Annotated in this window: 9 protein-coding genes and 1 other RNA gene; 6 read left to right on the forward strand and 4 right to left on the reverse strand. The window is 55.7% G+C overall.

Annotation, left to right across the window (positions count from 1 at the left end; genetic code table 11):
• Positions 1-3: 3 nt before the first annotated feature.
• Positions 4-771: a GntR family transcriptional regulator gene (locus ACYASU_RS03770; protein ID WP_192173318.1), complete on the reverse strand. Its 768-nt coding sequence runs from the start codon at positions 769-771 to the stop codon at positions 4-6.
• Positions 772-1,199: 428 nt separating this feature from the next.
• Between ACYASU_RS03770 and ACYASU_RS03775 the strand changes: the two genes are divergently transcribed.
• From ACYASU_RS03775 to ssrA, 5 genes are all read left to right on the forward strand, one after another.
• The gene (locus tag ACYASU_RS03775; protein WP_463581988.1) at positions 1,200-2,903 is read left to right on the forward strand and encodes a lactate permease LctP family transporter; all 1,704 of its coding nucleotides are present in this window, start codon (positions 1,200-1,202) and stop codon (positions 2,901-2,903) included.
• Between the two features lie 68 nt (positions 2,904-2,971).
• Positions 2,972-4,117 carry an FMN-dependent L-lactate dehydrogenase LldD gene (gene lldD, locus ACYASU_RS03780; protein WP_463581989.1) on the forward strand — a complete coding sequence of 382 codons (1,146 nt, stop codon included), beginning with the start codon at positions 2,972-2,974 and terminating at the stop codon, positions 4,115-4,117.
• A 73-nt stretch (positions 4,118-4,190) separates the two neighbouring features.
• Positions 4,191-7,001: an FAD-binding and (Fe-S)-binding domain-containing protein gene (locus ACYASU_RS03785; protein WP_463581990.1), complete on the forward strand. Its 2,811-nt coding sequence runs from the start codon at positions 4,191-4,193 to the stop codon at positions 6,999-7,001.
• A 212-nt stretch (positions 7,002-7,213) separates the two neighbouring features.
• Positions 7,214-7,504, forward strand: coding sequence for a hypothetical protein (locus tag ACYASU_RS03790; protein WP_192173322.1), 291 nt, complete (start codon positions 7,214-7,216; stop codon positions 7,502-7,504).
• A gap of 113 nt (positions 7,505-7,617) precedes the next feature.
• Positions 7,618-8,009, forward strand: a transfer-messenger RNA (tmRNA) gene (ssrA, locus tag ACYASU_RS03795).
• A 645-nt stretch (positions 8,010-8,654) separates the two neighbouring features.
• Here the strand turns inward: ssrA and ACYASU_RS03800 are convergent.
• A complete protein-coding gene (locus ACYASU_RS03800) occupies positions 8,655-11,321 on the reverse strand; it encodes an ATP-binding domain-containing protein (protein ID WP_463581991.1) in 2,667 nt (888 codons plus the stop codon).
• Between the two features lie 140 nt (positions 11,322-11,461).
• Between ACYASU_RS03800 and ACYASU_RS03805 the strand changes: the two genes are divergently transcribed.
• Complete coding sequence (locus ACYASU_RS03805; RefSeq protein WP_074819479.1) at positions 11,462-11,764, forward strand: hypothetical protein; 303 nt, start codon at positions 11,462-11,464, stop codon at positions 11,762-11,764.
• 51 nt (positions 11,765-11,815) lie between these two features.
• On the opposite strand, the gene ACYASU_RS03810 is transcribed toward ACYASU_RS03805, so the two are convergent.
• Together ACYASU_RS03810 and ACYASU_RS03815 are read right to left on the reverse strand one after the other, a co-directional pair.
• Positions 11,816-13,882: a 3'-5' exonuclease gene (locus ACYASU_RS03810; protein WP_463581992.1), complete on the reverse strand. Its 2,067-nt coding sequence runs from the start codon at positions 13,880-13,882 to the stop codon at positions 11,816-11,818.
• A 58-nt stretch (positions 13,883-13,940) separates the two neighbouring features.
• Positions 13,941-16,727, reverse strand: coding sequence for a site-specific DNA-methyltransferase (locus tag ACYASU_RS03815; protein WP_463581993.1), 2,787 nt, complete (start codon positions 16,725-16,727; stop codon positions 13,941-13,943).

Raw genomic sequence — 16,727 nt, forward strand, 5'->3', positions numbered from 1 at the left:
TCTTTAAATCCGGTTGCGCCGTTCAGCCCGCGCCGTGCGCTGCACTTGCTGGCGCACTTCCTCCAGCACCTCCTGCACGTACAGCAAATGACGGCTCGACACTTCTCGAGCATCGTCTGCCCGCCCTTCGATAATCGCCAGGTACAACTCACGATGCTGATCAATCAGCATGTCGCGGGTTTCTGCGCGCTGTTTGTACATGCCGCCGATGTTGGTGACCACGCTGCGCCGCAGCAGATCGAACAGGCCGCGAATGGTGTGCAGCAACACAGCGTTATGGCTGGCTTCGGCGATGGCGAGGTGGAAACTGGCGTCTGCTGCGCCCTCCTCCGCACGACTCACTTCCTCCGCGCGGCTGTAGCAGTCCTGCAGAGCATCGAACGCCTCGCGCAGCCGCAGCCGATCAACATCCGTCGCGCGTATGGCTGCGTAGTAGGCGCAGGAGGCTTCCAGGGTATGGCGGAACTCAAGCAGGTCGCGCTGGGCGTCCGGGCTGCTTTCCAACAGATGAAGCAGTGGATCGCTGAACGTGGACCCAAGACTGTCGACCACGTAATTGCCGCCGCCTTGACGGCTGATCAACAGCCCTTTGGCCGTCAGCTTTTGAATCGCCTCACGCAGCGAAGGGCGCGACACGCCGAACTGCTCGGCCAGCGCTCGCTCAGCCGGCAGACGACCGCCAGAGCGCAACGTGCCCTCCAGAATCATCCTTTCCAACTGCTCGACAATATCGTCGGACAAGCGGCGCTGACGCACCTGATCAAAGCCCATAACCCTTCACTCCACAACCCGACTGCCCCGCCTGGCTTGGCCGCGGGGCGCATATTCTCGCTGATCGCGATCAGACATTCACCCGGAAGATGTAGGAGAAATCTCCCTCTCAGGCGAAGTGCGGATGAAATCCGGGCGAGCTGCTACGAAAGTTTACGCGTCATAAATTGACACACCGTCAGCAAGGCTCCTAACCTAGCGCCAAGACATTGTAAATTGGTATTACCAATTTACAATGCCGGCGAGGGACGGCTTATCGCTGTCCCACGTTGCAGGCACTTCCCGACGGCGGAACGCTTGAGCTGGTGAGCTGTGCGACTCGTTCGTCAGCGCCGGCAGGCCGACAGATACGCAGTTGTCACCTGCAGGAGCCGCGCACGTAAGACATGGACACCGGGCCTAACCAAAAACAATTAGGGGCCTCATACATGCAAACCTGGCAACAGCTCTACACACCTCTCGGCGGCCTGGGCCTTTCGGCGCTGGTGGCTGTCATTCCGATCGTTTTCTTCTTTCTGGCGCTGGCGATCTTCCGGCTCAAGGGGCACGTCGCGGGAGCCATCACGTTGCTGCTCGCCATACTGATCGCGATCTTCGCCTTCCAGATGCCCGCCGACATGGCCGTCGCTTCCGCCGGCTACGGTTTCCTCTACGGCTTGTGGCCCATTGCGTGGATCATTATTGCCGCAGTGTTTCTCTACAAACTGACGGTCAAAAGTGGCCAGTTCGAGATCATTCGCAGCTCGGTCATGTCGATCACCGATGACCAGCGCCTGCAGGTCTTGCTGATCGGATTCTGCTTCGGCGCGTTCCTGGAAGGCGCGGCAGGCTTCGGCGCACCGGTGGCGATCACCGCAGCGTTACTCGTTGGCCTGGGATTGAACCCGCTGTATGCCGCCGGCCTCTGCCTGATCGCCAACACCGCACCGGTGGCGTTTGGCGCATTGGGCATCCCGATCATCGTGGCCGGTCAGGTGTCCGGTCTCGACCCGTTCAAGATCGGCGCCATGGCCGGTCGTCAATTGCCACTGTTGTCGGTGTTCGTGCCGTTCTGGCTGATGTTCATGATGGACGGTGTGAAAGGCGTCAAGGAGACCTGGCCAGCGGCTCTGGTCGCGGGCGGCAGCTTCGCCATCGTGCAATTTCTGACCTCAAATTTCATTGGCCCGGAACTGCCAGACATTACCTCGGCGCTGGTCAGCCTCGTGTCCCTGACCTTCTTCCTGAAAGTCTGGCAGCCAGCCCGCGCAGCCGATGCGAACATCGTCGGTGCGTCCGGCGGTGCTGCGGTCATGGGCGGCGCTGGTAATGCGGGCGGTTTTGGTCAGCCGCGCACCACCAAAAAATCGCCGTACTCGGCAGGAACCATCATCAAGGCATGGTCGCCGTTCCTGATCCTGACTGTCGTCGTGACGATCTGGACGCTGAAGCCGTTCAAGGCGCTGTTCGCCGCGGGCGGCCCATTGCAGGCACTGACCATGAACTTCCCGGTGCCGCACCTGGATCAACTGGTCATGAAGATGGCGCCGATTGTCGCCAACCCGACGGCCATGCCTGCGGTGTACAAGTTTGACCTGCTCGCAGCCTCGGGCAGCGCGATTCTGATCTCGGCGATTCTGGCGATGATCGTGCTGCGCATTACACCTAAAACAGGTGTGGTCACGTTCAAAGAAACGCTGATCGAATTGCGCTGGGCCATCGTGTCCATCGGCATGGTGCTGGCCTTCGCCTTCGTCATGAACTACTCCGGCATGTCCTCGACGCTCGCATTGGTCCTCGCCGGGACTGGCAGCGCCTTCCCGTTCTTCTCGCCATTCCTCGGCTGGCTCGGGGTGTTCCTGACAGGCTCCGACACCTCGTCGAACGCCCTGTTTGGCTCGTTGCAGGCCACCACGGCACACCAACTGGGCGTCAGTGACGTGCTGATGGTTGCAGCCAACTCAAGCGGCGGCGTAACCGGCAAGATGATTTCCCCGCAATCGATCGCGGTAGCCTGCGCGGCAACCGGGCTGGTGGGTAAAGAATCCGACCTGTTCCGCTTCACCCTCAAGCACAGCATTTTCTTCGCCACGATCGTTGGCTGCATCACCTACGCCCAGGCGTACTGGTTCACCGGCATGCTGGTTCATTAATCAGACGAGCGCCGGGCGTGCTGCTTGCGCGCCCGGCTGTGGCCCCGCTCACTCATCTGCGAGATCCCATGATCATTTCTGCCTCCACCGACTACCGCGCCGCCGCCCAGCGCAAGCTCCCGCCCTTCCTGTTCCACTACGCGGACGGTGGCGCCTACGCCGAGCACACCCTGCGCCACAACGTTTCCGACCTGGCCAGCATTGCGCTGCGCCAGCGCATCCTGAAGAACATGTCCGAGCTGAGTCTGGAGACGACGCTGTTCGGTGAAACCCTGAGCATGCCGATGGCACTGGCTCCGGTTGGCCTATGCGGCATGTATGCCCGCCGTGGCGAAGTACAGGCCGCCCGCGCCGCAGACGCCAAGGGCATTCCGTTCACGCTGTCGACGGTGTCGTTGTGCCCGATTGAGGAAGTCGCGCCGGCGATCAAGCGACCCATGTGGTTTCAGCTGTATGTGCTGAAGGATCGCGGTTTCATGCGCAACGCGCTGGAGCGAGCCAAAGCCGCCGGTGTGAAAACACTGGTCTTCACCGTCGACATGCCCGTCCCAGGCGCCCGCTACCGTGACGCGCACTCCGGTATGAGCGGCAAAAGCGGGCCGATGCGCCGGGTCTTGCAAGCCATGACCCACCCGCAATGGGCGTGGGACGTGGGCATCAACGGCCGGCCCCACGACTTGGGCAACGTGTCGGCCTATCGCGGCAACCCTACCGGTCTCACCGATTACATCGCCTGGCTGGGCAACAATTTCGATCCGTCGATCTCATGGAAAGACCTGGAATGGATTCGCGATTCCTGGGACGGCCCGATGATCATCAAAGGCATCCTCGATCCTGACGACGCGCGGGATGCGGTGAAATTCGGCGCCGACGGTATCGTTGTGTCCAACCATGGCGGCCGCCAGCTTGATGGCGTGTTGTCTAGTGCCCGTGCGCTGCCCGCCATTGCCGACGCGGTAAAAGGCGATCTGAAGATTCTCGCCGACTCCGGCATTCGCAGCGGTCTGGATGTGGTGCGCATGATTGCCCTCGGCGCAGACACCGTGCTGATCGGCCGTGCGTTCATCTACGCCTTGGCCACCCATGGCGAGACCGGGGTGAAGAATCTGCTGGATCTGTTCGAGAAGGAGATGCGCGTGGCGATGGTCTTGACCGGCGCCAAGTCGATCAGCGAGATCACCCGCGATTCGCTGGTCCGCGAGCTGGGCGCCTGACCTACGCCGATCCCGACCCATGCGGCCCGACAGAGGCCGCAGCGCCACCGAGATGCCCCACGAGGAAAACAGCATGACTTTGCCCGCCGCGTTTCTGGCCGGTGTGAACAGCCTCATTCCTGCCGGAAGACGCTTCGACGACCCGCTCTCGACCTTGGCCTTCGGCACCGACGCCAGCTTTTATCGGCTGATCCCCAAGCTGGTCATCCGCGTCGAATCAGAAGACGAAGTCGTGGCGCTGTTGAAACTGGCGCAGGCCGATAAAGTCCCGGTGACCTTCCGTGCGGCCGGCACCAGCCTCTCGGGCCAAGCCATCAGCGACTCCGTATTGATCGTGCTCGGCGACAACTGGAACGGCCGTGAAATACGCGAGCAAGGCACGAAGATCCGTTTGCAACCCGGCGTAATCGGCGCACAGGCCAACGTCTGGCTTGCGCCATTTGGACGCAAGATCGGTCCTGACCCGGCGTCCATGCACGCGGCAAAAATCGGCGGCATCGTCGCCAACAATTCCAGCGGCATGTGCTGCGGCACGGCCCAGAACACCTATCACACCCTTGCTGGCATTCGGCTGGTGCTCGCCGACGGTGCCCGCCTGGACACGGAAGACCCCGCCAGTGTCGCTGTATTTAAAGTCAGCCACGCCGAGCTGCTCGACCGCCTCGCGCACCTGGGCAGTGAGACGCGCGCAAACACCGAACTCGCCGCGAAGATTCGCCACAAGTACCGTCTGAAGAACACCTGCGGCCTGTCGCTGAACGCCTTGGTGGATTTCGACGAGCCGCTCGACATCCTCAGTCACCTGCTGGTGGGTTCGGAGGGCACGCTGGGTTTCATCAGCGCGGTGACGTACGACACGGTGCCCGATCACCCGAGCAAGGCAACGGCGCTGATTGTTTTTCCCGACATAGAAACCTGCTGCAACGCCGTGGCGGTGCTGAAAACCCAGCCGGTCGCTGCCGTCGAACTGCTTGATCGGCGCAGCATGCGCTCGGTGCAGGACAAGCCGGGCATGCCGGCCTTTGTTCGTGAACTGTCGGACGGCGCCTGTGCACTGTTGATCGAAGCCCGCGCTGCGACGCAGCCGTTGTTGCACGAGCAACTGGCGCAGATCATGGCGTCCATCGCGCACTTTCCGGTCGAGAAGCAGGTTGATTTCACCGAAGACGCGGCCGAGAACGCACGGCTCTGGGCCATTCGCAAGGACACCTTTCCTGCCGTCGGCGCGGTGCGTGAGACGGGTACGACGGTGATCATCGAAGACGTGACCTTCCCCGTCGAGCAACTGGCCATCGGCGTTCGGCGATTGATCGAACTGTTCGAAAAGCACCGCTACGACGAGGCGATCCTGTTCGGCCATGCGCTGGAGGGCAACCTGCACTTCGTCTTCACCCAAGGCTTCAACGATCCGCAGGAGATTGCGCGTTATTCCGCGTTCATGGATGACGTCACGCAACTGGTGGCCGTGGAGTTCAATGGCTCACTGAAAGCCGAACACGGTACCGGCCGCAACATGGCGCCGTTTGTGGAGCTTGAATGGGGCAGCGAGGCGTACGCGCTGATGTGGCAACTCAAACGGCTGCTCGATCCCGCTGGCATTCTCAATCCGGACGTCGTGCTCAGTGACGATCCGCGGGTGCACCTCAAGCACCTGAAACCCATGCCGGCTGCAGATGGGATCATCGACAAATGCATCGAGTGTGGTTTCTGCGAACCGGTGTGTCCATCGAAGGGCCTGACCCTGAGCCCACGGCAACGCATCGTCATGTGGCGTGAGATTCAGGCGAAAAAACGCGCGAACATCGACACGACCCAGATGGAACGCGACTATCAGTACCACGGCATCGACACCTGCGCGGCCACCGGTTTGTGCGCGCAACGTTGCCCGGTCGGCATCAACACAGGCGAGCTGGTGAAGAAGCTTCGCGGGGAGCAAGCGCATCACGACAAGGCCGCTAGCTGGATCAGTCAGCACTTTGCGACGGCGTTGAAGGGCGCGCGATTTACGCTGCATGCCGCCAATGGCGCCCGCATGCTGTTGGGCGCACCGAGGCTGGCGAAGATTTCCGGCGCGCTGAGCAAAGCGTCTTCAGGCCGCGTGCCTCAGTGGACGCCCGCGATGCCGCAGCCCGAAAACGCTATTCGGTTCATGCCGCCGGTTGAAGATCAGCGCCCTCGCGTGGTCTATCTGGCGGCCTGCGTGTCCCGCGTCATGGGGCCTGCGGCGGGCGATCGCGAACAGATGTCGCTGATGGACAAGACCCGAGGGCTGCTGGAGAAAGCGGGGTATCAGGTGGTATTTCCGGAAGACCAGGACAGTCTGTGCTGCGGCCAGCCTTTCTCCTCCAAGGGCTACGCCGAGCAGGCGGAAGGCAAGCGCCAGCAGATGCTTGCTGCGCTGACCAAGGCCAGTCGCGGCGGGCTCGATCCGATCTATTGCGACACCAGCCCCTGTACGTTGCGCCTGATTCAGGACCTCAAGGAGACCCGGCTCGAACTGTATGACCCGGTTCGTTTCATCCGCACCCATCTGCTGGACAAACTGGTGTTCACCCCGCAACAGGCGCCCATCGCGGTTCACGTCACTTGCAGCACGCAACACCTGGGCGAGAGCCAGGCGCTGATCGACCTTGCACGAATGTGCAGCGTGAATGTGGTCGTTCCCGAAGGCATTCATTGCTGCGGCTTTGCGGGGGACAAAGGCTTTACGACACCCGAACTGAATGCCCACGCGCTGCGCTCGCTGAAAGAGGCGGTCCAGTACTGTGATGAGGGGATTTCTACCAGCCGGACCTGCGAGATCGGGCTCACGCAACACGGTGGTATCGACTACCACGGTCTGGTCTATCTCGTGGATCGAGTGACTCAACCAAGAACCGCTTGATGCACACAAATGGGGCGGAGATCGCCCCATGATCCCGAAACATCTCGCAACGTGGCTTTTTCACAGCATTGTGAAAAAAATATAGAACCCCTGCGATGAGCGGCAGTCCATCTCTTTAAGCGCCACAACACATTCGGCGCTTTTTTTCCTCTATCTCGGGCACCGGTAAAATCAGCCGGCGATACCGAGTCAACAGGCTCAAGGAGATACACATGAAGCGCACCGCACTGACTGGACTGTTTCTTACCGCTGCACTGTTGGGTTCCCCGGTTTTCGCTGCTGATGACCTGTGCGGCGCGAACATCGCAGCGCTGAAAAATGCTGAGGCGTCGACCGTTACCAACCTCACCGGTGACAGCAAAACTGACCTTGAAAAAACCGTCGCTGACGCTACTGCCGCGCAGAAACGTGGCGATGACAAGGAGTGCATCTCCATCACTACCAAGAAAATCACCGAGCTGAAAACCGGCGGTGACGGCAGCGACGGCGGTGCCGCGAAGTAATTGCCGGATCGCGACTGGTCCAAGCCCGTCGCGAGCGGAATGTCAGGCGGACGGTCGACGTATCTCATTGATTCGGGTAGACTCCGCCGCCTGACTGCTAGAGCAGCAGAATTGGGGCCGATTAGGATTCGACGCCGGTGATGAAACTCTAGGGGCATGCCGACTTGGTAACAGAAGTCGTAAATCCACTGTTGCAACTTTCTATAGTTGCCAATGACGAAACCTACGGGGAACAAGCTCTCGCCGCGTAAGCGGTGCTAGCCTTCCTTCTGGTAGCTTCGGCTCCAGCAATCACCAGGGGATGCCTGTAAACCCAAAGTGATTGTCATATAGAACAGGATCGCCGTGCAGTACGCTGTGGACGAATCGGCTAAAACTTACACAGCTCGCCCAAAGCACCCTGCCCGTCGGGTCGCTGAGGGTTAACTTAATAGACACGGCTAAGCATGTAGGCCCGAAAGCGGAGTACTGGCGGACGGGGGTTCAAATCCCCCCGGCTCCACCAAATCCAAAAAGAAGACGTCCTTGGACGTCTTTTTTTTGCCTGAAATCCAGTGAATATGGGGCTTCCAAGCCCATGAGCGTCCATTTACCGCCAGATAAACCTGTGTTCCAAACCTTACTTCAAGCAGTTCGGTGCCGATTATTGGAATACAGAATCTTTTCGTGGAGTATCAATGGGCGCCAATGCAAGACACATTGAACATGAGACATGCGAACGCTCGATCCCTTGTAGCTGCGCCTGAGGGCTGTGTATCAGTGGCTGACTTGGGGCACCTATGAAACCACCTTAGTGGAAGTCATATAGCTACTCATTACGCTATCTGTTTCCGTCCGCTTCCCGGCCGGCTGCCTGGCAGCGCTATTGCTGGGAGTTGCAATAATACGTGTCCAGCTTCGATGACTGCCATGCTGCTGGCCGGCTGGATTTTTAGTCGAGTGCAGCGTGCTTACCCCAGAAGTCTAGATGGCTGGTTAGATCGACCTGAGCGGCTAGATGCCTGCTCATGCTGGGGTACGCTTTTTTTGCACTGTTCCCTCTGCTACATGGCCTCATAAATGAGGGCATTACATTAGTATCGATGAATAAAGAAGCTGTAAAAAATCAGATCGACTGAAAGATCTATTAAATCTCTAAATTTATCTAGCCTCACCATTTGTCAACATAATAACCACGCAAGCATTGCATTTTCTCAGGAAGAACGTCATAACATGCCATCCCTAGATAGGTCGCAGCCCGGGTTGTGCCCACATATAGAAAACGGTCGAACAGAGCAGATTTCTGCTGCGCCAATGTGTCAACACCAACAAAGAATACCGCCTCAAACTCCAAGCCTTTGATGTGCTTGATGTCAAAAACCCGAACATCAGCACCCTCTCCAAGCGCCTTACCTTCCTCGCAGGCTACAGCCTTGAGAGTTATGTCTTCAAGGTAGGTATTTAATAGCTCCGCCATTGGCTTTACATCATCTTCATCATTCACCAGCACGGCGATGGTAGGCATTTGCTTTACGCTTTGCTCTACCTCAAAAATGCGCTCCGCAACCCACTGGGCTGCCGTACTGATATCAGTTGCATGCTCAAGTAAAACGGGGGGTACACCCTCATGGATTGAATGCTCGGGCAGCACACCCAAAGCGCTTTCATCCCCGCCCATCATTGTCAGCAGGAAGGCAGCAAAGTCGTTCAATATCCGGCTTTGGCGATAAACGATATTTATTTTTTTCGCCTCAATCGCTGATGACACCCACTCAAGCTGATCAGACGAGCGTACTCCCGTCTGAGTGATTCGCTGATTGAAGTCGCCGCAGGCAAAAAATGACAACGTTTCCAGCGAGGTCAGGCTTTCCATGCAGGCCAATTGCAATGCCGAAAAGTCGGTAGCTTCATCAACCATGATCTGGTGCCTGAACAGGCTTGCCATATTGCGCAGGCTTTCAAACCGAGAGGCATTCAGCTCTCTAGAAATAAAGGTTTGCCCCAACAGTTCGCGGCCATTTCTCAGCACCATTAGCACAACGGCATCCACTTCCGTGTCGTTCAACTGAAATTGGTTTACCGGAGCCTGCTGATAAAAATCGGTATTCCCGGATTCTGTTTTGCGGAACAACCGATAACTGGTAGGCACATCAAACGCATAGCGCTTGCTCGCATTAACAAATCGACGCAATCCATTCTGAAAACTGATGCTCTGGCCAATTGTCTGAAGAACCGTATCGCTAGGTAATCTGTTATTGAGCCAATCGCGGATTTTTGCAGCCAAACCATTTTTGGGTAGGCTTCTTTTGAGGTACTTATATCGCGCCAACGCTCTAAGGCACTTCACATAAGCTGCAACAGCTTTTTTCAGCTCGGTAGAGGTGGCACTAGCCGCCTCCTCAGCCTCATCTGCATCAAACTCATCATCCTCACTCAGCTCATCATCATCCTGCTGAACCGTAGCTAAAAATTTCGCGAGCTGTGCAAACACGTCTTTGTCATGGTTGAAAATGCGGTTGCGCTCTTTCGTAAGCAGTTCATCCGTGCTGGCTTTCGCTGCATCCAGGCTGGATTTGATACTGGGCTCCAGCGCATTCAAGTCACGATAGCAATCTGCAAGCTCGCGGTGCGAAAGATCCTCAACCCATCTCGTCAGGGTCGTAGCCAATGGATGACTGTCATCAGATGCAACAACAATATCGGCTCCTTGCCTAATTTGGCCCTGCAGCCGCTGCACATGAAACTGCCGGAATGCTTCATACCACGCCTGCGGATCTTTCAGCACCGCAGCGGCCAGATTATCCATACTGACCTTGAGAGTGAATTTGCCACCATTAGGGGTTTTCAGAATACCCAGGCTATTGCGCGCCAAATCATGCCGGTGAGCATCCCAGGTTTTGATGTGCTCATTAGATGCTGGAACCTGTTCTCTACTGAACGCCTCCTTTAAATAATGCTTAAGCAACTCCGAGGGAGTAAACATTAACCAATTACTTTCAAATGGCAGACCTTGAACGTTTGCTTCAGCAAGCTTGAGCTCAACTTCATCCAAGTTGGCTTTGTTTAGCTTCTGACCTAGTCGCTTGATCAAAGTGGTAGTTTTGCCGGTACCGGGCGGTCCGAGAATGATTAATTGGCTGTCAAGTGGTAAACGGAAAATATCGTCCTGAAACTTGTCCAAGATGGGTTGATCACGCAGCCCCATGGCAGTTCTAATCTGATGGGTGATACCCTGAACAACACCACTGATTGCAGCATCCTGCTCTAATAGTCGATCAAGCTCATCACCAACATCTACGCCCTCAAGCGCCAGCAGTGCACGCAGGGATTCGACACTAAACACGCCCAAACTTTCATGACTATACTCATTACCCTGGGAGTCCCATTCACCCTCAAGCTTGCAGGTATGGAAGCTTGTTTTCTCCACCAGATAGAAGCGCTTTGACACGCCTCGAATAATGACCTCACCCTCATCACCGACCGGCAGCGCTGCCATTCGTCCAATTGGAGACGCATAACTGGCAAGCTGAGTATCACCTGCAAGTGGAATGCTGGCTTGGCGGGAGATATAGAAAATCTTCTGCTCGCCATGCTCATCTTCCAGCAAAAGACGAGCAATGGCCGGCTCATCAATCAAAGCGCGCCAGCCGTCTTGATTATTTTTACTGATGTTTTGCAAATTTTGAATGGCCTTGCCACCGGTGAGGCTGTTGCTTACAGCGAAGCTATCCTCGCTGGCCGTTGCCGGTGCTTTCAATTTTTCCTCGGCCTTATCGGCAATCAGTGCAAACGCACACAAGGATTCGCTGGCTAAGGGCTCTAGATTAGGCAGACTCATGGTGCGGCTCTCCGTATTAATTAGTAGGATTAATGCTCCTGCTGTCCAAGCTGATCGATGCCTCTATCTCTGTCGCATTGGCCAAAGAGCGCTGCATCTGCCTCAGGTATAATTCTGCCGAACACACAGACGAGATTCCGATGAAACTCCTCAACACCTACGAAGACCGTGACGACGCAGAGGATGCGGCCGAAAAGCTAATGGGCGAAAAGCGCCTAGCCAGTGAGCGTGATGCCACAGTGGTCATCTACAACCTGTTCGGCATCGCCAACTGGGGCAACCTCCATCGCCTCGGTATGTACAACCTGCCGGAGCTTAAGCTCTTGTTGGAAAGTCGTGCAGATTGGCAGTCCGCGCATCAAGCGCGACATGCTGAGATCATCACAACACTCAAAACCGTCGCCAAGAACTACTCCATTGAGCTTCCTAGCCACTGGCTGTGATCCCCCATCCCCTCGAACCAAGAACTTGCACCAAAAGTTGAGTAGCAGGACTTAAACCATGTCCTCCAAAAACTCAGAGGGCACGCCGCCGCTGGTTACTAACAATCGGTCACGGGCCCTAGTGCAAGCTACGTAAAGCAGCTGTCGTTCTGTTTCGTACACGTCTTTCAGGTCGGCATCATCAGTGACGTTTTCTATGCGCTCCTGTGATGGAATGACTTCATCATCACAAGCCATCACAATCACCGACCGGAACTCTAAGCCTTTGGCCAAGTGCATGGTGGTGATTGAGACGCACCCATTCACTGTTTCAACAAAATCATCAAGTACTTTGTAATCTAATCCAGCGGCCTCGACTGCGCTTATCGCAGCATCGACCTCTGCCTTAGACCGCACGAAGACGCCAATCTCATGGGCTAGCACACCCTCGTGCAGAAGACCTTTTAACCACTGCGCTACATAGGCTGATTCATCAGCTTCAGAGCTGAAGCTATGGATCTCAGGTTGAGGTCCGTTGAATACCGATACCGTACCGCCACGGCACTCTGTAATACCATCCACGTCAGAGACTTCCGGGCCAAGCAGCTTGTCGGCTTGCATGCGGATTTGATGCGAGGTTCGATAGTTGACATTTAGCGTGCGCGAGCGCCCACGCACATCAACGCCCAGAGACCTCCATGAAAATGCCTGCTGGAAAATACGTTGGCCAAGGTCACCGGCAAAAAACAGCGCATTAGGTCTGTTCCCGCCCAGAGCAGCAAGAAAGCGTAATTGCGGCACATTGATATCCTGTGCTTCGTCTACGACGACGAACTCGAATGCAGGGTTTTTACTTTTTTGCACGCGCGCCGACAGCTGCGCGAACATTGCAGCAACGGTTATTAGCTGTAGCTTTTCGAGAGAGCTAAGCACCCTCTCAAAAATACTCCACAACAGTTGCCGCTGGATCTCTGGCAAGCGTGTCTTACGGCCAAGTCGCTTAACATCGCGATAAGCCTCCCAGCTTTTCAGCTGCCAAACATCAACGACTTGCTCCCACTCGGCCAACAAGAACGACAAACTGAATTTATGTTCGGCTACCAAGCTGGATGCCTCGGTAATCAACGTCAGAAGCTGGGACTTCTTAACCAAGTTTGCCTTGCCAAAGTTCCGTTCAAATAGTCTTTGACCAATTGTGTCCATCGCATGAACTTCCAAGCGCTCAGCCAAGCGCGGGTCGCGACTGCACAGATGCCGTAACTTTGTGTGAAGGGCATTCGCTAACGTGTCTGAAAACGTGGTTAGTAACACGCGACAGTCTGGGTTGTGACGCGCAAGAAATACCGCACGATGTAGCGCCACAATAGTTTTCCCGGTGCCAGCAGAGCCCGACACACGTACCGGCCCAGTGTAATCGCGCTCAACCATTTGCTCTTGGGCAGGATGCAGGAATACCGTCCATTTCTCCCAGGGGTAATCCAGTGCTTGTGTCAAAGCTTCGACGTCTGCCATTACCCGAAAGCGGCGCAGTGCATCAGGGTGAGCAAATGGATCATTACCCACTACAGCTCTTGAAATAACCGGAACACCGCCAGTCGCCAACTCCAATAGCGCTTCAGCAGCCTCTGCGGGCAGATGATCGGCCAGCTGCAACAACGTATCTTCATCAGCCTTTTTTACGTCGGCCAGCCATTCTGTTGGCACGCCATAGCTCAGCAGTTGATCCTCAGAAATACGGTTGAATAGCAGCGGCTTAATCAGCTCCTGCTGAACATATTCAACGAATTTAGCGACAACCACCTCTTCTACCCGCTCTCGAACTTCCACCAGCTGAGCTGCACCCGTTTTAGGGTGCGTTTCTAGCTTGCGCCGCTCCGCCCACTGATAAGCTTTGTCGTGATGATCGACGTAGCACAGCAGTAGGTTGGATTCAGTTTTATGCACGATCAGCCGAATATCGGAGCTTACGCGTAGCGACCAAAAATTCTTATCTTTGGACTTTTCCAGCTTGTGAAAACTCATGCCTGTGCTGGCAGGGTTAATCTGCAAATCAAAAGCAGTGGTTTTGACGGCTTTTTGCTCATCACCTGTAAGGCGAGCAAGGCTGTCAGTGAACGTATCAGCGATGCGGAAATTCATGAAAATCCCTTTTAAAGTTTATGAGTCGCTTCATCGTTTTAAGTACCACTACACACCATCAATTCACTCGATACACCTTCATGACTTCATCACCTAAATGGTTAATGACCTTCACCGCTATTCGACCATTCTTAGGTTTATCGAACGGTCGCGAGGTATCACTATTCAGCGACTCCCAGGCTTCCTGGTCGATTTCCGCTTTCAGCGTGGTTTTCAGGGCCTTGTACGGATCGTTCGCGCCGAGAAAGTAGGCGTGACGAACGAAGAAACTCTCTTCGTTGTAGTCGGTGTCGATAAACCAACAGGCAATGCCGTCGGCACCGTCGGAGCGGACTTCACCCGTATTGGGATGGAATACGTCCACACCATTAACTTTCACTTTAACCATGCCGTCATTGGTAGGAATAATGTCGATATCAGGCTCACCAAAGATGACAAAGAGATTGCCTTTACCAGTGTTCTTAAGGTCTTCAGACATATGCAGGTCGGCATTCATGCGCGCTTTGAGCACTGGAATCCGGCCTAGTTTTCCGAACTCAGTGGATTGGGCATCGTAGTTGAAGGCGCATGTAATCAGCACATCAAAATCAGAATCACCAGCTTCACGCGCCGCGGATACCAGATCAGGGCGCGATACGGTGCCAAACTCGGGACCAATGAAAATGGCCGCACGTCGCTCGGCATCGCCCTCCATATACCGACCTTCGGCACAAACCAAATCACCCGGCCACGGCGTGAGTGAGGTGAAGTTAATTTTGTTTTCTTTGTGCGCCTGTTGCACACCTGCAGTTTTCAGGTTCTGCAAAATCATCTGCACAAAGTCGCGCTCTTCGGAATACTCACCCTGCTTTTTGCCGATGCCATCGATTAACTCGTCATTTTCATCTACCGCCAGCACGCGGTGTGGGGACAAACTTTCGACTGTGAATGGCCCGGCTACACGCACTTTCTTTTTATCGCCATAGGGCTTGTCATAGAGGTACTCGAACTCAGCCTTAGCAGCGATGGATGCGTCAATTTCTTGCTGCCGGGCGATGCGGGCCTGCCACCAGTCTGCGTGCAGCCGCAAAGCCTCGTCCGACCACTGGACCTTATTTTTATCCGAAGGCGCCTCGCGCGGAATTTCCCACTCTTGCCAGGTCGTCTTGAGCACGGCGTTCAACTGCTCGCGCAACGGCTCCAGCTTCGCCTGCCATTCGTCCCAGATGACATCGATTTCCGCGTTGTTGGCGATGGACTTGAGCGTGATGTGCGGTACGCGCTCATAGACGAAACCGTGACGGATGTTGCCCTGTACGGGTTGCGAACTCGGCGTGGAGCGGGCGACTGCGGCTTCCTTGAGCTGGCCTTCGCGGGAATCGGCCAGTAGGTAAAAGGGATAACGCGCGCCCATGATGCGGGCCCGGGCCAGGGCCAACGCCACACGCGAGGTGTCAATCGTGATCCAGCGGCGGCCCCATTGCTCGCAGACCATCGCGGTCGTGCCGGAACCACAGGTCGGATCAAGCACGAGGTCACCGGGGTCGGTCGTCATTAAAATGCAGCGTTGAACAAACTTCTCCGCCGTCTCCACGACATACCGTTTGGCTTGCGCCGCGGGCTTGTCCGTCCAGACATTCTCAAGCTGAGAATAGGGAAAGTCTCGATGATACTGCTTGTAGTATGGATCTTTCCCGAGGATAAAAAACCGGTCAGCTTTTGCCACCCGCTCCATGCCTTGGGGATTGCTCGACCAGCTCTTATTGCTCGAAGGAGGAAACAGCGTCCCGAACAACGGCAAGTCGAACGTGCAGCTTTTGGTAAAGCCAGACGATGTCGCATTTCGTCTGCGGTAAACCGTCTCGAGAAACTCCTGGCTGCTCCGATCCGCTGGAACGCCTGCCGAGTGAAGTTGGTCAATGAAGCGATACTCCTTGTCGTCGGAAATATCGCGGTCACGAAAAACTGCACGGTATTTGAAGTTCTTGGCGTCCTTGCTATACCACACAAGGTAGTCATACACCTTCGCTACTCCGGTTTGTCCGAGAGGATCCGAGGTTTTGAAGGCAATTTGAGCGATGAGATTGTCATCCCCAAACACCTCATCCATCAACGCCCGGACGCGGTGTACATTTTCATCGCCAATCTGCACGAAGATAGAGCCGGAATCGGTGAGGAGATCGCGGGCGACGGTGAGGCGATCACGCAAGTACGTGAGATAGCTATGGATACCATCGCGCCAAGTGTCGCGGAATGCTTTAACTTGTTCGGGCTCGCGAGTGATATGGCCTGCGTTGCCGTCCTTCACATCACGACTTGTAGTAGACCACTGGAAGTTGCTGTTGAATTTGATGCCGTAGGGCGGGTCAAAATAGATGCACTGCACCTTGCCACGCAAGCCTTCTCGCTCAGCCAAGCTGGCCATGACTTGAAGGGAATCCCCCAAAATCATGCGATTGGCCCAGTGGGCATCATGCTGGTAAAACTCGGTTCTGGCGTTTTCGTCTGGCAGGCCGTTGAAATCGGCAAACATATCGTCCATAGCACCGGATTGCTGCTGCTCACCTGCTGCGGTACGGCGCAACAGGTCGTCAATCAACACCTTCGGGTGTACTTTGTCTTGAATGTAAAGCGGCGGTGCATTTACCACCAGATCAGACCAACCTTGCTCATCTTTACCGCGCCACACAAGTTGCGGATCTAGATCGGTGTTGCGTGGATACCTCACTTTCAATGCAGCCTGATCGCTTTTCTGAACCAGCGACTGGTACTCCGCTGTGGGAATATTTTTACGAGTGGCGTCATCATGCTTGATGGTTTCAACAGCAAGCTTGGATGCTGGTTTATTGCCAGTAATCTTGGCCAT

Source organism: Pseudomonas sp. HP_12, from assembly GCF_055283955.1.

What these genes read in the sequence shown, in the direction of transcription:
- ACYASU_RS03790 (WP_192173322.1), top strand. Translation starts at nt 7,214, where the DNA reads ATGAAGCGCACCGCACTGACTGGACTGTTTCTTACCGCTGCACTGTTG.
- ACYASU_RS03775 (WP_463581988.1), top strand. Translation starts at nt 1,200, where the DNA reads ATGCAAACCTGGCAACAGCTCTACACACCTCTCGGCGGCCTGGGCCTT.
- lldD (WP_463581989.1), top strand. Translation starts at nt 2,972, where the DNA reads ATGATCATTTCTGCCTCCACCGACTACCGCGCCGCCGCCCAGCGCAAG.
- ACYASU_RS03810 (WP_463581992.1), bottom strand. Translation starts at nt 13,882, where the DNA reads ATGAATTTCCGCATCGCTGATACGTTCACTGACAGCCTTGCTCGCCTT.
- ACYASU_RS03805 (WP_074819479.1), top strand. Translation starts at nt 11,462, where the DNA reads ATGAAACTCCTCAACACCTACGAAGACCGTGACGACGCAGAGGATGCG.
- ACYASU_RS03800 (WP_463581991.1), bottom strand. Translation starts at nt 11,321, where the DNA reads ATGAGTCTGCCTAATCTAGAGCCCTTAGCCAGCGAATCCTTGTGTGCG.
- ACYASU_RS03815 (WP_463581993.1), bottom strand. Translation starts at nt 16,727, where the DNA reads ATGGCCAAGATTACTGGCAATAAACCAGCATCCAAGCTTGCTGTTGAA.
- ACYASU_RS03785 (WP_463581990.1), top strand. Translation starts at nt 4,191, where the DNA reads ATGACTTTGCCCGCCGCGTTTCTGGCCGGTGTGAACAGCCTCATTCCT.
- ACYASU_RS03770 (WP_192173318.1), bottom strand. Translation starts at nt 771, where the DNA reads ATGGGCTTTGATCAGGTGCGTCAGCGCCGCTTGTCCGACGATATTGTC.